Source organism: Actinotalea sp. JY-7885 (assembly GCF_014525465.1).
Lineage (GTDB): Bacteria > Actinomycetota > Actinomycetes > Actinomycetales > Cellulomonadaceae > Actinotalea.
In genome coordinates, this window is record NZ_JACEXH010000002.1 from 1 (window position 1) to 16,014 (window position 16,014).

The following is a 16,014-nucleotide window of genomic DNA, read 5'->3' on the forward strand; positions in this document are numbered from 1 at the left end:
CCCGCGCGCCGCCCGCCCCCGCGTCGGCATCGTCGCGCCCGACGACCGCCGGTTCGTCGTCGCGGTCGCCGCGACGCTGCGGGCGGGCGCGGACGCCGTGCTCATCGGGCCGCGGTCGGGCGAGCTCGAGGTGTCAGGCGTCGTCGAGCGCGAGCGCGTGGTGGCGCTCCTGCGTGTCCCCGCCGAGGCGTCCGGGCCCTGGGCGTTGACCCGCACGTCCGTGGTGACGTCGCGCGACGGCCGGCGTGAGGCCGGCCGGCGGGACCGCGCGCCGCGCGTCGTGCTGCTCACGGCCGGGACGACGGGCGCCCCCGTGTCGACCGCGGGATCGCCCTCGACGGCCCGGCTCGTCCCGCAGCTGGCGCTGCTGGCGGCGACGGGCGTCCGGGCGGGCAGGCCGGTGCTGGTCCTGCCGCCCCTGTTCCACGGGCACGGTTTCGGCGTGCTGACGGCGGGGCTCCTCGTCGGCGCGCCCGTCGTGACCGCGGGCGAGCGCTCCGGCGCGGGGATCTGCGCGGCGGCCCGGCGGTACGGCGCCGCCGTCGTCACGGGGGTGCCCGTGCACCTCCAGCGCCTCGCCGACCACCTGGCCGCCGGGTGCCCGGACGCCCCCCGGCTGCACCGGGTGGTGAGCGGCTCCGCGGGCCTGCGGCCCGACGTCGCCGCGCGCCTGGCCCGTCAAGCCGACGGGGTGGTCGATCTCTTCGGCTCGACCGGCACGGGCACGCTCACCGTCGCGACCACCGCCGACCTCGCGGCGGCGCCCGGGTGCGTCGGTCGCCCGGTCGCCGGGGTCCGGGTCGCGGTGGTCGACGACGCCGGCCGCGAGGTCCCGCGCGGGACGTCCGGCCTGCTCGTCGCCGTCGAGCGCGGACGCCTGGTCCCGACGGGCGGGGGACGCCTGGTCCCGACGGGCGACCGGGCCGTCCTCGACCGGGCCGGCCGCGTGAGGCTCGCAGGCCGCGCCGATGCCGTCGTCGTCAGCGGCGGCGAGAACGTCCACCCGGGCGAGGTCGAGGCGTTCCTGGTCGCGCGGCCGGGGGTGCGCGACGCGGTGGTCGGCGCCGTGCCGGACGCCGTGCACGGCACCCGCCTGGTGGCCGACGTGGTGCTGGACGCCGCGGGCCCCCTGACGCCCGCGTCGGCGCCGCAGGAGCTGCGCACCGCCGTTCGCGCGCTCCTCGCTCCGCACAAGGTGCCGCGCGAGGTGCGGGTGGTCGACGAGCTCGACCGCTCGGCGGTCGGCAAGGCGCGGCTGCGGTCGTAGTCGCGGGAGCTACTGGCGGCCCAGCACCCAGCCGTGCGGCGCGGCGAGCTCGTCGGCCGCAGCCGGTCCCCACGAGCCCGGCGCGTACGGCAGGGGGTCGGGGCGGTCCTCACCGAGCAGGGGCTCGAACGTGCGCCATGCGGCCTCGAGGCCGATCGGCGTCGTGAAGAGCGTGCGGTCCCCCTGGAGCACGTCGTGCATGAGCGACGCGTACGCGGGCAGCGGCTCCCCGGGCGTGACGTCGTCGAGGAGCATCGTCGCGGTGCCGCGCGCCAGGTCGAGGTCGGGCCCGGGCTTCTTCACCGCCGTCGTCAGCGCGATCTCGCCGTCGCCGGCCAGCGAGAGGCTGATCGCGCCCGCCGGCACCTCGTCGCCGAACAGGTGCACGGGGTCGCGTCGCAGGACCAGCGTCACGCGCTGCGCGGACGCCGCCATCCGCTTTCCGGTTCGCAGCAGGAACGGCACGTCGCGCCAGCGCTCGTTGTCGATCCACAGGCGTGCCGCGATGAACGTGTCGGTCGTCGAGCCCTCGCGGACCCCCTCGATGTCCTGGTACCCCTCGAACTGGCCGAGGACGACGTCATTCACGGGGTCGAGGGGCCGGAAGTCGCCGATCGCGTCCTCCCGCGCCCGCACGAGGTCCGAGACCGCCAGGTGCCGCGGCGGTTCCATCGCGACCTGGCCGGCGACCTGGAACAGGTGGCTGACGACCATGTCGAGCGCAGCGCCGGTGGCGTCGTAGAACTCGGCGCGCTGGGCGACGTCGAGCGTCTCGGGCACGTCGATCTGCACCTGCTCGACGTGGTGGCGGTCCCACACGCTCGAGAACAGGTCGTTCGCGAAGCGCATGACGTGCAGGTTCTGCGTCGCCTCCTTGCCGAGGAAGTGGTCGATCCGGAAGACCTGGTCCTCCTCGAACACCTCGTGCACGACGGCGTCGAGCTCCCGGAAGCTCTCGGGCGAGGTCCCGTAGGGCTTCTCGTAGACGATGCGCACCGTCTCGTGCCGGCCGTCCGGCCCGACGGCCAGGCCCTGCGCGCCCATGGCCTCGGTGAGCGGCGCAAAGCCCTGCGGCGGGATCGCGAGGTAGTGCACGACGACGACGTCCTCCGGTCCCAGGGTCCGGGCCGCCGGCTCCTGGTCGCCCTCCGCGAGGGCCTCGGTCTCGGTGAGCTCGCGCCGCACCTGGTCCAGCGCCGCGGGCAGGCCGCCGCCGTCGCCGTCGCCGTCGGCCCTGACCTCGTCCGTGAACCGCGAGTGCCGGGTCAGCGCGTCGACGTCGTCGTCCGTGGTGCCCTCGTGGCCGAACTCCTCGAGCGCGGACCGGACGTGCCCGACGAAGTCCTCGCGGCTCATGGACTCCCGGCCGGTGCCCAGCAGGGCCCAGCGGTCCGGGAGGAGGCCCCGCTGGTGGAGGGTCGCGAGCGAGGGCAGGACCAGGCGGCGCGACAGGTCGCCGCGCGCGCCGTGCAGCACGAGGATCAGGGGTGCCGCGGTGCCCGCGTCGGACGGGGTCGCGGACGGCGTCTCGCTCGGGCTCATCGGGGAGGCCTCCTCGGGGCGGGTGCGCCTCGACGCTACGTCGGCCGCTGTCACGGCGCGCGGCGGCGTGGTGGTGACCCGAACGTGTGACGTCGGCCACGTTCACCCGCACGCGAGGTCATGGCGCGGGCGGCGATGCCGATCCAAGGGGTACGACGCGGCGCAGCGGGCGCGGCGGGACCGACCCAGCGAGGCCACGATGAGCAGCAGCACCCTGACGCGGAACAAGGTCCGCGGCGCGTCGGCCGTCCTGCACGGCGTCCACCCGCTGCGCGGCTACCCCGTGACCTGGCACCTGACACCCCTGGCGTATCGCACGGGCGGGCTGGCGGACTTCCTCGTCGAGCGCGCCGACGGCCACATCGAGGACTCGCTGGTGTGGGACCTCGCCGAGAAGGACACCGTCATCATGACGGCGCACGAGATGTGCGAGCTGGTCCGGCGCTCGTCGGGACGCCCGGCCTAGACCTGCAGGACCGGCGCGGCCCCGGCCCCTCGAGGGGGCCGGGGCCGCGCCCGTTCAGGCGCGTGTCACTGCGCGGCGAAGTACATCGTGTCGGAGTCGTACCCGACCGACAGGGCCCAGGTGCCGCCCGTGACGGCGTCGGCCGGGACCTCGAAGACCAGGTTGCCCATGACGGTCCCCCCCGTGGCGACCGGGTCCTGGGCCGACAGGTCCATGGGGGCGACGACGAAGCTGTCGTCGTACGCGGTCCCGTCCGCGGCCACGTACTCGAGGTAGAGGTCGATGAAGGCGTCGCCGGTCCCGGCGCCGAGGTAGGTCGCCGTCACGGGGACCAGGACGTAGACGTTGCCCGCGGCGGGCGGCTCGTTGAACTGGTTCTCGGCCTGCACGGCGGGCCACGAGTCCCACGACGCCGTGCCGACGGTGATCTCCCACAGCGGACCGGAATCGTCGGTGAACGTCACGAAGTCGACCCCGGGCAGCGCGGGGTCCTCGCGCGTGCCGAGAGCGCCGGAGCCTGCGCCGGGCGCCTGCGTCGGCTCGGCCGGCTCCGTCGGCTCGGCCGCGGTGCCGCCCTCGTCCTCGGTGCCGGAGCCGTCCGAAGTCCCGCTCTCGCGCTCCGCCTCCTCGCCGACCGTCTCGAACTCCTCGACGGCGGTGTTGACCTGGTTGATGGCGAAGAGCGTGAAGGACGTGACCACGAGGGCGATCAGCAGGGCCAGGGCGCCCGTGATGAGGCCGCCGAGGCCGAAGCCCTTGCCGCCCGGCTTCCGCATGGCGAGGATGCCGACCACCACGCCGGCGATGCCGAGGGCGACGCCGAGGAACGGGATCCAGCACAGGACGAGGGCCGCGATGCCGATGACCAGCGCGCCGATCGCGATGCCGGGAGCCTTGGTCTGCGGCGGCGGGGCGTAGTTGCCTCCCGGGTGGCCGTAGCCCTGCGGGGAGCCGTACGCCGTCGCACCGAACTGCCCGCTGGGGTCCGGCATGCCGCCGTAGGGCGCCCCACCCTGCGGGGCGGTCGCGCCGTACTGCGGGCTCGTCGACGCCGCCGCGTACGGCGACGAGGCTCCGGGCTGCGGGGCGTAGGGGGACGTGGTCTCGGACGGGGTCGCGGAGGTCTGGGGCGGGGCGTAGGGCGTCGGTGCCGAGGCGTAGGGCGCAGCGGGTGTCGTGCCCTGGTTCTGGGCGTACTGCGGCGGCGCGTAGGGCGGCGGCGTGGGCCCGGACTCGGGCTCGCGGGCGTCGTTCTGTGGGTCGCTCATGTTTGCTCCGGAGTGGCGGCGAGGGGGTGCGGGGGCACCCTCGCCCCGCATCGTTCGCTATGGCGGCCCGGCATGCGACCTCGTCTCGCCGATTCACCCGTTCGGAGTGCACGGTGCCTGTGCTCAGGATCACGCGTCCGACCGGGCCTGCGGGCTTGCGTAGGTACCCCCCAGTACGCATAAAGTTCAACTACCGAAGCCCCGCTGCCCGCCCCCCTGGCAGCGGGGCTTCTGTACGTCCACGATCGCGCGGCTCGGCGCATCGGCCAGCACGCCCCAGCTCGGCCCCTCGTCTGCTGCCCGGATGTGCGGAGCGTGTGGCTGGAGTGGCCACTGGTGCTGAGGCGAATCCCGCTGGCCTCATGAGCCCCACCAGCACCATGGACCGCACGTCCGTCAGCGCGCGGACGCGGGCCGTTCGACGTCCTGCGCCCGCTCGAGGTCCGCGGCCGGGCGGTCGCGGGGCATGGCGAGCGAGGCGGCCGCCGTGAGCACCGCGACGACGGCGACGGCGACGAACACGCCCGTGGCCGCGCTGCCGAAGCGCTCCGGGTCCGAGAAGGCGTCGGTCCCGCGCATCGCGGCATTGACGAGCGCGCCGAGCGCCGCGATGCCCACCGCGCTACCCATCGACCGCGCGAACATGTTCGCGCCCGTGACCACGCCGCGCTCGCCCCACCCGACGCTCGACTGCGCCGCGATGAGCGACGGCGCGGCGACCAGGCCCATGCCCAGCCCGATGACGAAGCAGCACGCCGCCACCACGGGGATGGACGGCTCGGCGGAGAGCACCGCGAGCGCGGACGTGCTGAGGACGACGACGGCGATCCCGATCAGCACGGTCGTCCGGAACCCGAGGCGCAGGTACAGCCGCCCGGCCTGCGACGCCGCGATCGGCCACCCCAGCGTGAGCGCGGCCAGCGTCAGCCCGGACACCAGGGGGGAGACGCCGAGCAGCGCCTCCAGCCACGTCGGCACGTACGACGTGAGCCCGATGAGGATGACGCCCACGCCGACGCCGACCAGCGCGGTGGTCGCGAGCAGGCGGCGCGAGAGCACCCAGAGCGGGAGCACCGGCTCGGCCGCGCGCCGTTCGACCAGGACGAAGCCGACGAGCATCACCACGGCGGCCGTGATCGAGGCGATGCTCTGCGGGGACGACCACTCCCACGCGTTGCCGCCCTCGAGCAGCGCCAGGATCAGCAGCGTGGAGCCGATCGACAGCAGCGCGCCCCCCGCCCAGTCGATGCGGTGGCGCTGCCTCTCGACGGTCTCGTGCAGGTGACGGACCAGCAGCCACGCGGCGAGCAGGCACAGCGGGATGTTGACCCAGAAGATCCAGGTCCAGTCGACGAACTCCGAGAAGACGCCACCGAGGGTTGGTCCCACGACGCTCGACAGGGCCCACACGCTCGCGATGTAGCCCTGAGCCTTGGCGCGCTCGGCCACGGTGTAGATGTCGCCCGCGATGGTGATCGCCATGGGCTGGACGGCGCCGGCGCCGAGGCCCTGGATCGCGCGGAACGCGATGAGCGCCGGCATCGACCAGGCGAACCCGCAGAGCACCGACCCGAGCAGGAAGAGCCCGATGCCGATGAGGATCACCGGCTTGCGGCCGATCGTGTCCGCGAGCTTGGAGTAGATCGGGACCGAGACGGCCTGGGTGAGCAGGTAGACCGAGAACAGCCAGGGGAAGGACGAGAACCCGCCGAGGTCCGCGACGATCGTCGGGACGGCGGTCGCGAGGATGGTCGCGTCGATCGCGACGAGCCCGGTCGTGACCATGATCGCCACGAGGATCGGGCCGCGGGTCGACCGGAAGCCGACGCCGTCGGCAGTCGTCCGGGTGGTCGTCGGGCGCTCGGTGGTCACGTGGCACGACAACACACCGTCACCGGGCGCGCATTCCGGGCGCGGGCGCCGATCACGTCGCCGGGACGCGACCGGCCGTCCTCACGGCCGCGGGGCGAGCGGGTGCTCGACCCGGCGCATCTCCCGCATCCCCTCGACGGCGGCCCAGATGTCCATCGCCACGTTCCCGCACTCGTCGGTCGGCTCCGTCGCGAGCACCGCGCGACCGTCCGCGTCGACCAGCCAGAACGCCGGCGTGGGGAAGGCCAGCTCGCAGTCGGGGTTGGCCGGCTGCAGGACGCGTGAGGGGCGGCGGAGCTGGGCGAGCACCGGTCCGACGTCGCCCTCGAACCAGACCTCGTTCATCGTCAGCGCCGCGACCTCGCCGTCCGTCACCGTCGCCTCGAGGTCGCACACGACCACGTGGACCGGGGTGAAGCCGCCCGGGACCGACCCGGGCGTCGACGCGTCCACCGGCCCGTACGCCTCGATCTCCTCGTAGAAGATGGTCCACGGGTCGAGGGCGCCGGAGGTGAGGCACGACGCGGCGCCCGCCACCGGCGCGGGCGGCGGGGGTCGGGACCAGGTGGAGGCGATCACGGCGACGGCCGCGACGGCGACCAGCACGAGGACGCCCGCGATCACCATCGCGGCACGACGGCTCATCGTCGGCCCCCTCCCGGCGGCCGAGCGCCGGCCGTCGCTCCGTGCATCGGCGCGGCCGGTGGCCGACATGATCACCGGGCCCGGGCATCACCCGGTTGCCCGCGCAGCCGCGCGCTCAGGCGACCGCTCCGGGGCCTTCCCCGAGGCCGCTCGCTCGCCGGACCTCGCGCCCGACCGCGGTCCGCACCGCCTCCTCGCTGCCGATGATCCGGACGGCCTGGCGGGCGCGGGTGGCCGCCGTGTAGAGCAGCTGGCGCGTGAGCAGGGGCGACGTCGCGGGAGGCAGGAGCAGCGAGACGCGCGCGAACTGGCTGCCCTGCGCCCGGTGCACCGTCATCGCGTGCACCGGCACCACGGCGGGCAGGCGGTGAGGGCTGATCCGCTGCGGCCGTTCGGGGTCGCCGAACACCGCCATGCGCCCGCCCTTGCCGTCGTCGACGACCACGCACGTGTCGCCGTTGAAGAGGCCGGTGTCGCGGTCGTTCGTCGTGACGAGCAGGGGCAGCCCGAGCGGCCACGGTCCCTGCTGGTCCGGTGCGCCGGGGTCCGCGGTCCACGCGGCGGCGACGTCGGCCCAGTGCGCGACACCCGCGGGACCGCGGCGGTGCGCGAGCAGCAGGCGGTGGCTCTCGAGCGCGCGCAGCGCCGCGCCGCCGTCCCCGGCGCGCGCGGCCGCGAGCAGCGCCGTCCCGGTCGCCCGGACGTCGTCGCGCAGGCCGGCGAGCTGGTCCGGCGTGGGGTGGGCCCCGGTCTCGACCCACACGAGCTTCGGGTCGCCCGAGCGCAGGAGGTGGACGACGGCGTCCGCCTCGCCGTCGCGGATCGCGGCGGCCAGGCGCCCGAGCGTCCCGTCGAACCGGTGGTTGACCGTGAGCCGCACGACGCCCGCGCGCAGCGCGGTCAGGTCCGACGGGGTGAGTGCGGCCGCGGAGACCAGGTCGGCCAGGGGTCCGTCGAGCGCGCGCAGCGGCCCGTCACCCGCGGGCGGGCGCCGCACCAGGTCCCCGAGCACCGCGCCGGCCTCGACCGAGGCGAGCTGGTCGGGGTCGCCCACCAGGAGCAGGCGGGCCCCGGGCCGCAGCGCCTCGAGCAGCCGGGCCATGAGCGGCAGGGACACCATCGACGTCTCGTCGATGACGACGACGTCGTGCGGGAGGCGGCGCGCTCGGTCGTGCCGGAAGCGGGTCGAGGAGTCGTGCCGCCAGCCCAGCAGCCGGTGGATGGTCATGGCCTCGAGGTCGCCGACGGCGGCGCGGTCGGCGGGATCGAGGCCGGCGACCTGCTCGTGCACGGCCTCCTTGAGGCGCGCCGCGGCCTTGCCGGTCGGTGCCGCGAGCGCGACTCGGAGCCCTGGTCTGTGCGCCCCGGCCCCTGGCGCGGAGGTCGTGGCGCCCACCTGCTGCAGGATCGCCAGCACGCGCGCCACGGTCGTCGTCTTGCCCGTGCCGGGCCCGCCCGTCAGCACGGTCAGGGGTGAGACGGCGGCGGTCGCGGCCGCCAGCCGCTGGCGCGCGTCGTCCGCGCCGGGGAAGAGCCGGACGACGGCGTCGCGCAGGGCCCGGGCGTCGACGGCCGGCGGGGGAGCGGCGAGCCGCGCGTCGACCTCTCGGCGCACGACCTGCTCGTCGCGCCAGTAGCGGTCGAGGTACAGGCGCCCGTCGACCCAGCGCACGGGCCTGTCCTCGCCGCCCACGGGTCCGGCGGCGACCGCCGGGCTCCGCTCGATCGCGGCGCGCCAGGCGGCGGGCGCCGGCCACGGCAGGTCGACCGGCCCGGCCTCGACCTCCACCTCGGCGGCGAGCTCGGCGACGTCGTCGAGCGCGAGGCACACGGAGCCGGAGCGGACCCCGCGCACGGCGAGCGCGACGGCGAGCCGCACCGTCTCGTCGGGCTCGCCGGCGAGCGACCCGAGGCGCTGGGCGACGTGCACGTCCGCGGCCGTGAGCAGGCCCGCGACGTTGAAGCTGCGGAGCAGGGGCGACGCCCGCAGGGCGAGGCGCACGTCGTGGGGGTCGGGCGGCGTCGGCGGCGAGAGGGGCGGCGCGGGCGCGGCGGATGCGGCCGGGTTCGTGGTCATGCCCGCCTCCCGTCGGCCACGCGCCCGTCGAGCAGCGCGGACAGCCCCAGCACGACGTCCGTGGGGGGCCGCCACGCCATGACGCCGCAGGGCGTCCCGTCGACCACGGGCGTGTCGGGGCCGGACATGCCGCGCACGAACAGGTAGAGCCCGCCGCCGAGGTGGCGCTCGGGGTCGTACCCGGGCTGGCGCCAGCGCAGGTAGCGGTGCAGCGCCGCGGTGTAGAGCAGCAGCTGCAGCGGGTAGTGGGCGTCGAGCATCGCCTCGACCATCGCGGCGGGCCGGTAGTGCCACGCCGTGAGGTCCTCCGCCGCGGGGGCGAGGCGGTTGGTCTTGTAGTCGACGACGAGGTAGCGCGGCTCGCCGGCGGCGTCGCGCACGCGCAGGACGGCATCGATGCTGCCGGTGAGGTAGCCGCGCAGCCGCTCGGTGCCCGTGTGCGGGCCGTCGAGGCGGTCGGCGTAGGGGGCGAACGGGTCGTCGGCGGGCAGGTGCCGGCGCAGCAGGTCGGCGACGTCGTGCAGGGTCGCGCCGGCGTGGCGCCCGGAGCCCGCACCGTCCGCGAGCGGCAGCTCGAAGGCGAGCTCGGGCAGGCGGTCGCGCGGCTCGACGTCGGCCAGCGTGGCGGCGCCCGCGAGCGGGCCGAGCGGCGTGCGCAGCACCGGGAGCAGCGAGGTCGCGAGCGCGTCGGGGTCGACGCCGAGCCCGCGCGCCAGGCCGGTCTCGCGGCAGCGGCGGAGCAGCTCGGCCGCGAGGTCGGGCGCGCGGGTGTCGACGTGCTCGAGGACCTCGTGGGTCAGCGTGCCGAACGCCGTCCCGCCGGGCAGGTCCGCCATGGGGGAGCGGACGGCACGCAGCGCCGCGTCGGCGGTCGCGCCGTCGGTGACGCCGGCGGTCGTCGCGTCCAGCGTCACGTCCGCGTCGGACTCGTCCTGGATGCCGGTCGTCTCCGGCTCGTCGGCGACCCCGCCGTGGGCCACCTCGTGCGCGGCGGCGGTGAGCCCGGAGTAGGAGGTCCGCCGCCAGGCGGTGTCGAGCGGGCGCGTGAAGCGTGCGACGTGGAGCTCGGACTGCGGCGCCGCGGGCGGCGTCCAGCGCACGCGCGCGGGCGCGGCGGTCACCTGCTCGTGCACCACGGTCCCGCCGGAGCGCGCGGCCAGCGCCGCGAAGGCCGCGGCGGCGTCGACGTCCTTGGGCACGGTGACCCCGGGCGGCGGCTGCTCGCCGTCGCCGTGCGTGCCGAGCAGGAGGCGGGTCATCGCGCCCGCTGTCGTGTTCTTGGACGGCGCCCACCACACGACGAGCTGGGAGCTCGCGCGGGTCAGCGCGACGTACGCGAGCCGCAGGTCCTCGCCGAGCTCCTCGGCCTGGTGGCGCGTGCGCGCGTCGGCGTAGGACGGGTCCCTCGGTCCGCCCACGTGCAGCAGCCGGGCGTCGGCGTCGTCGTGGTAGCGGACCACCGGCGGGGTCTGCGCGCTGAAGCGGTTCCACGCGAACGGCACGTGCACCACCGGGAACTCGAGGCCCTTGCTCGCGTGGATGGTGACGACCTGGACGGCGGCGGCGTCGGTCTCGAGCCGCCGGCTGCGCTCCTCGGCGTAGTCCTGCTCCGTCTCGGCCATGCGCGCGCGCAGCCACTCGGCGAGAGCGGCGGTGCCCAGGCGCTGGGTGTGCGCGACGCCGTGCAGCGTCTGGCCGATGTGCCGCAGGTCGGTGAGCATGCGCTCGCCGTCGGCCGTGCGCAGCAGGCGCTGCGTGAGCCCGTCCGCGGTCGCGGCCTCGAGCAGGGTCGCGACGCCCCGCTCGGCGAGCAGGTGCGACCAGGTGCGCAGGCGGTCGGCGAGCTCGTCGCGGTCCGCCTCGGGGGCGGTCGCCAGGCGCTGCGCGTCCCACCCGACGAACGGCGTCAGCGCCGCCGCGGCGACGCGCCCCGTGACGCCGGGCTGCGCGAGCGCGGTCAGGAGGGTGCGCCAGTGCCGCGCCGCGGGCGTGCCGAACACGCTCTGCAGCCCCGAGACGACCGCCGGCACGCCGGCGTCCGCCAGCGCGTCCCGCACGGCGGTGGCGTCCGCGTTGCGGTGGGCCAGGACGGCGATGTCCCCGGGCCGCAGCGCGCGCCATCGCGCGGCGTCCCCCTCGCCCTCGCGCAGGCGGACCGTCTCCAGCGACCGGACGACCTCGTTGGCGACGTCGGCGTAGATCACCCCGCGTACCGCGCCCACGGCGGGGACCGCGCCCGAGGAGCCGACGGCGGCGCGCGTCACCTGCCGCAGCGTCACGGGTGGCGCACCCTCGAGGCGCCGGCCGGTGTGCTCGGCCTCGACGGGCTGCACGACGATGCCCCGGTCGCCCAGCGCGGTGCGGCGCAGGAGGGCGCTCATGCCCTGCAGGAGCGGCTCGTCGCTGCGCCAGTTGCGGCCCAGCGTCGCCGTCGCGTGCGCCTCGCGCCGGGCGGTGAGGTAGGTGACGACGTCGGCGCCGCGGAACGCGTAGATCGCCTGCTTGGGGTCGCCGATGAGGACGAGCGTGCGGTGCCCGTGGAACGCGGTCCGCAGGATGTCCCACTGGACCTGGTCGGTGTCCTGGAACTCGTCGACCATGACGACCCGGTACCGCGACCGGACGCGCTCGACGGCGGCCGGTCCGGTCTGCGGGTCCACGAGCGCGTCGCGCAGCAGCACGAGCAGGTCGTCGTAGTCGAGCACGCGCCGCGTGCGCTTGCGGCGCAGCAGCTCGGCCCGGGCGGCGCGGGCGAACCGGTAGCGCTGGTCCGCGGGGGAGTCGGGCTCGGCGTCGTCGGGCCGCAGCGCGGCGTCGTGGTCGCTGATGGCCGCGCGCGCGACCGTCCGGGCGTCCGCGTACGCGAGCCCCGGCTCCGCCTCGTTGGCGTAGCGCCGCAGGTAGAGGTCGTCCACGACCTCCTCGACCAGGTCCGCCTGGTCCGGCACCAGGACCGCGTCGCGGTCGACGTCGGCCGCCATGCCGAGCGCGGTGAGCATCTGCTGGCAGAACCCGTGGGTGGTCGCGATGGTGGCGGCGTCGAAGTCGGCGAGGGCGCGCGTGAGCCGCCGGCGTCGGGTGTCGAGCTCGGCGTCGTCGACGTCGGCGAGGTGGCGCAGCAGCGCGTCCTTCGAGGACCGCACGCCCGGGTCGCGCAGCGCGCGCTCCGTGGCGACCAGGCGCTCGCGGACGCGGTCGCGCAGCTCCGAGGTCGCGGCTCGGCCGAACGTGATGAGCATGAGCTCGGAGAGGTCGGCGACGCCCTCGGCGACGTACCGGGTCGCCAGCGCCGCGATCGTGAACGTCTTTCCCGTGCCCGCGCTGGCCTCGAGCACCGTGGTGCCCTGGGGCAGCGGCCCGCACACGTCGAACACCGGGGCGGCGGGGGTCACGGGTGGGGCGGTGCCCGGGGTCGTGGCCGTCGCGGTCGCCCCTTCCGTCGCCTCCATCCCCGCTGTCGCGTGGGTCGGCTGCGCGCTCATGCGAGCTCCGTCCGTTCCTGCTCGAGGAGCGGCTCCCACAGCCGCCGCGCGAGGACGCCGAGGCGCGTGCGGTCCTCCGGCCACCACCGCTGCTCCTCGGTGGTCGGCGTGCCGAGCACGTCGCGCAGCCCGGCGTCGTCGCCCCACACGAGCACGTGCAGCTCGTCGGCCTTCTCGAACCCGTCGCGCCACTCGCGACCGGCGCTGTCGAGGGCGTCGGCCTCCTCGCCGCCGCCGTGGCGGACCCGCGCGTAGGCGCACGACGTCGCCACCGGCATCGGCAGCGGCTCGCGCAGTGCGCGGTCCCGCAGGTCGGCGAGCTGGTCGAGCAGCCGCGCGGCCTCCGTGGCCTCGGGCGCCGTCAGCAGCGACGCGGCCGCGCCGGCCCCGCGGCCCTTGCCCCGCCCGATCGTCACGGCGCCGAGCCGCCGGTCGGGGAACGCGGCGGCGAGCGCGAGCAGCTGCACCCACGCGCGCAGCCGGTGCTTGGCCGCGAGCCGCGAGAACACGGGCCGGACGACGACGTCCCCGCGCAGGCCGCCCACCGTCCCGGTCAGGGTCCGCCCGCTCGGCAGCGTCACGGCGACGTCCACCGTCTGCGCGGGGTGGTCGAGCCAGCGGCGCGCGGTCTCGACGATGGGCACGACCTGCTCGTGCACCTCGCGCATCACCGCACCGCCGAGGCGTGCGGGCGGCAGCTGACCGCGCCGCCGCTCGGCGTCGGCCGCCTGCTGCATGTCCGCCCCGTCGAGCGCCGCGGTGAGCAGCCGGTCGCCGACCTGCCAGGTCGCCAGCCCGTCGAGCGCGATGGGCAGCCGGTCGTCGACCTCGTCGGTCTCTCCGGGGACCAGCACCCCGAGCCGCCTGCGCAGGAACGCCTTGACCGGGTGCTCCAGCGCGGTGACGAGGTCGTCGAGGTCGAGCGTCCCGGACCCGTCGCCGTCGTCCTGCGCCGCGGGGGTGAGCGGGTGGTCGAGGAACGGTCGCCGGCCTTCGCGCTCGCCGCGGCCGACGACGGCGGCCCGGTGGTTGAGTCCGTCGAAGCTGAACGGCCCGGGCCGCCCGAGCGCGCCGGCGGTGAAGTTCCGCTCGTCGACGGGCTGCAGCGGGTGCCGCACGACGACGTGTGCGCGCACCGGCCGCCCGTCGGCGGCGGTGGCGGTGCGGTCGAGGGCGTCGAGCAGCTCCCCGACGGACACCGCGGGCGGCCGCGACGCACCGGTGCGCTCGTCGGCGCCGCTGTACAGGACGACGAGGTGCTCCTGCGCGGAGGTGATCGCGTCGAGGAAGAGCTGGCGGTCCTCGCCGCGCCGGTCGCGCTCGCCGATCAGCGGCTCGCGCAGCAGCAGGTCGTCACCGTCGCTGCCGGACCCGCGAGGGAAGGCGCCGTCGTCCATGCCGAGCAGCGCGACGACGCGGTGCGGCACCGCGCGCATCGGCTCGAGCGAGCACACGGTGAGGGCACCGGTCCGGAAGCCGGCGCGCGTGGGGCGCCCGCGCAGGCGGTGCGACAGGAGCGCGCGCACGTCGGGGAGCCGCAGTTCCGTCGCGCCGTGCCGGGCCGCGGCGTCGCGCGCCTCGTCGAGCACCATGCCGGCCTCGACCTCCTGCCAGGTGTCGGCGGGCGCGACGTCGGCGAGGAGGTGCAGTGCGCGGTCGAGCGCGTCGAACCAGTGCGCCGCGGGGTGGGCGCCGTCGAGGTCCGCGAGCACGACGGTGAGGCGGTCGACCAGCTCCGCGAGGCGCCCGGCGAGGTCGACGTCGGTGGAGTCGACGTCGTCCAGCGGCAGGGCGGAGGCGACGAAGCGGTGGTCCTCCTCGGCCATCGCGGCGCCGAGCAGGATGCGGTCCAGCGCCGTCTGCCACGTGCCCTGCGCGACGTGGAGGCCGAAGCGTGCGCGCCGCTCAGCGTTCTCGCCCCACCGCACACAGGACTCGACGGCCCACTCGCGGATCCGGTCCAGGTCGTCGTCGTCCAGCCGGAAGCGCCGCCGCACGGGCTCCGTGCCCGCGAGGTCGACGACGTCCGGGGCGCTGACCCGTCCGTCCGCGAGCTCGAGCAGGCGGCTGACCAGAGCGAGCAGGGGGTTCGTCTGCCGCAGCGACCGGTCCGCGAGCCGCACGCGCAGCGTCCGCCCGGGGTGGCCGCGCACGTCGTCGTCCGCGGTGCCGAAGGTCGCGGCGATCAGCGGCGCGAACGCCTCGATGTCCGGGCACATGACGACGACGTCGCGCGGCTCGAGCGTGGGGTCGTCGGCGAACAGGCCGAGCAGCGCCTCGCGCAGCACCTCGACCTGGCGTGCGCGCCCGTGGCACGCGTGGACCTGGACGGAGCGGTCGCCCGGGGTGAGCGGCGCGGGCGGTGCGTCCGAGGCGTCGTCATGCAGGCGGCGCTGGAGCGCGCCGAGCAGGGTCGCGTCGTCGGGCGCCTGGCTCCGGTGGTGGGTGACGGCCGCGTCGCCGGACGCGGTGAGCCGCACCTGCAGCTCGGTCGCGTCGCGCGCCATGGAGGCGAGCAGCGGGTGGGCGGCGACGGCGACGGCGTCACGCCGGCGCGGGCTGGGTGGCGGCGCCTGGGCGACGCGGTCCCACAGCGCGGGCGAGGGGTGCGGCAGCCACAGGTGGACGTCGCGGTGGGCCGCGAGCGCGTGGAGGACGAGGTGCTGGTCCTCGGGCAGACGCGTGGGTCCGAAGACGGACAGGCGTGCTGGCAGGTCGACGGCGTCCGGGTCGGCGGTGAGGAGGCGGGCGGCGTCGTCGAGGCGCTCGGCAGGGCTCGGCGCGTCGAGGCGCGCGCGCAGGCGCCGCCACAGCTCGGGCTGCCAGGCGAGGTCGTCCGGCACGCGACCGCCGGCGCCGTCCGCATCGTCGCCGACCGCCCACGCGCGGACCATCGCCGGCCGCTGCGCGGCGTAGGAGTCGAACAGTCCGGCGAGGTGCTGGGCCGACTGCAGGCGCCGCCCGCGGCGCGGCCCGTCCTTCTCGCCGACGCCGAGGTGGCGCCCGAGGGCCGCGAACCGCGGCTCGTCCGCGCTCTCGTCGACGACGTCGAGGAGCGCCCACGTGAGGCGGTCGCGTCGCCAGGGGTCGTCGTCGCGCTCGAGGCCGAGCACCGCGGCGAGGGCGTCCGCGACGAGGCGTGCGGGGGAGGGGAAGGCGACGTTGGCGCAGATCCCGGCCTCGCCGTCCGGTCCGGTACCGAGGTGGTGCGCGAGCCGCTGCGCGACCCAGCGCTCGACGCCGCGCGTGGGGACGGCGACGACGTCGGTCGCGAAAGGGTCTGCCGCGGGCGCCACGAGCACCTGGGCGAGCGGTGCGATGAGGGCGTCGGCGCGCTCGGAGCGGTGCAGGTGGAGCACGGGACCTCCTCACGCGGGTGTCGGTGCGGTCACCGT

The 16,014-nt window shown here is 76.3% G+C and carries 9 protein-coding genes; 2 read left to right on the forward strand and 7 right to left on the reverse strand.

The genetic code is table 11. The annotated features are described in order from the left end of the window. Positions 1-1,267 (forward strand): class I adenylate-forming enzyme family protein (locus IDM29_RS00375; protein ID WP_188037008.1); only part of this gene is annotated, 1,267 nt, incomplete at its 5' end. A gap of 9 nt (positions 1,268-1,276) precedes the next feature. Here the strand turns inward: IDM29_RS00375 and IDM29_RS00380 are convergent. Further along, on the reverse strand, positions 1,277-2,809 hold the full coding sequence (locus IDM29_RS00380) for a glucose-6-phosphate dehydrogenase (protein ID WP_188037009.1): 1,533 nt from the start codon (positions 2,807-2,809) through the stop codon (positions 1,277-1,279). Positions 2,810-3,008: 199 nt separating this feature from the next. Between IDM29_RS00380 and IDM29_RS00385 the strand changes: the two genes are divergently transcribed. Then, entirely contained in the window at positions 3,009-3,275 is a 267-nt protein-coding gene (locus IDM29_RS00385; protein ID WP_182112660.1) for a hypothetical protein, read from the forward strand. 65 nt (positions 3,276-3,340) lie between these two features. Here IDM29_RS00385 and IDM29_RS00390 read toward each other — a convergent pair whose 3' ends face one another. From IDM29_RS00390 to recC, 6 genes are all read right to left on the reverse strand, one after another. After that, entirely contained in the window at positions 3,341-4,543 is a 1,203-nt protein-coding gene (locus IDM29_RS00390; RefSeq protein WP_188037010.1) for a DUF4190 domain-containing protein, read from the reverse strand. A gap of 396 nt (positions 4,544-4,939) precedes the next feature. Then, the gene (locus IDM29_RS00395; RefSeq protein WP_188037037.1) at positions 4,940-6,328 is read right to left on the reverse strand and encodes an MDR family MFS transporter; all 1,389 of its coding nucleotides are present in this window, start codon (positions 6,326-6,328) and stop codon (positions 4,940-4,942) included. Positions 6,329-6,496: 168 nt separating this feature from the next. Then, the gene (locus IDM29_RS00400) at positions 6,497-7,060 is read right to left on the reverse strand and encodes a hypothetical protein (protein WP_188037011.1); all 564 of its coding nucleotides are present in this window, start codon (positions 7,058-7,060) and stop codon (positions 6,497-6,499) included. A gap of 115 nt (positions 7,061-7,175) precedes the next feature. Further along, complete coding sequence (recD, locus tag IDM29_RS00405) at positions 7,176-9,137, reverse strand: exodeoxyribonuclease V subunit alpha (protein WP_188037012.1); 1,962 nt, start codon at positions 9,135-9,137, stop codon at positions 7,176-7,178. Then, positions 9,134-12,619: a UvrD-helicase domain-containing protein gene (locus IDM29_RS00410; RefSeq protein WP_255499745.1), complete on the reverse strand. Its 3,486-nt coding sequence runs from the start codon at positions 12,617-12,619 to the stop codon at positions 9,134-9,136. The genes recD and IDM29_RS00410 overlap by 4 nt, the downstream gene beginning before the upstream one ends. Then, complete coding sequence (gene recC, locus IDM29_RS00415; RefSeq protein WP_188037013.1) at positions 12,616-15,978, reverse strand: exodeoxyribonuclease V subunit gamma; 3,363 nt, start codon at positions 15,976-15,978, stop codon at positions 12,616-12,618. The genes IDM29_RS00410 and recC overlap by 4 nt, the downstream gene beginning before the upstream one ends. Positions 15,979-16,014: the final 36 nt, after the last annotated feature.

What these genes read in the sequence shown, in the direction of transcription:
- IDM29_RS00380 (WP_188037009.1), bottom strand. Translation starts at nt 2,809, where the DNA reads ATGAGCCCGAGCGAGACGCCGTCCGCGACCCCGTCCGACGCGGGCACC.
- IDM29_RS00385 (WP_182112660.1), top strand. Translation starts at nt 3,009, where the DNA reads ATGAGCAGCAGCACCCTGACGCGGAACAAGGTCCGCGGCGCGTCGGCC.
- IDM29_RS00390 (WP_188037010.1), bottom strand. Translation starts at nt 4,543, where the DNA reads ATGAGCGACCCACAGAACGACGCCCGCGAGCCCGAGTCCGGGCCCACG.
- IDM29_RS00395 (WP_188037037.1), bottom strand. Translation starts at nt 6,328, where the DNA reads ATGGTCACGACCGGGCTCGTCGCGATCGACGCGACCATCCTCGCGACC.
- IDM29_RS00400 (WP_188037011.1), bottom strand. Translation starts at nt 7,060, where the DNA reads ATGAGCCGTCGTGCCGCGATGGTGATCGCGGGCGTCCTCGTGCTGGTC.
- recD (WP_188037012.1), bottom strand. Translation starts at nt 9,137, where the DNA reads ATGACCACGAACCCGGCCGCATCCGCCGCGCCCGCGCCGCCCCTCTCG.
- IDM29_RS00410 (WP_255499745.1), bottom strand. Translation starts at nt 12,619, where the DNA reads ATGAGCGCGCAGCCGACCCACGCGACAGCGGGGATGGAGGCGACGGAA.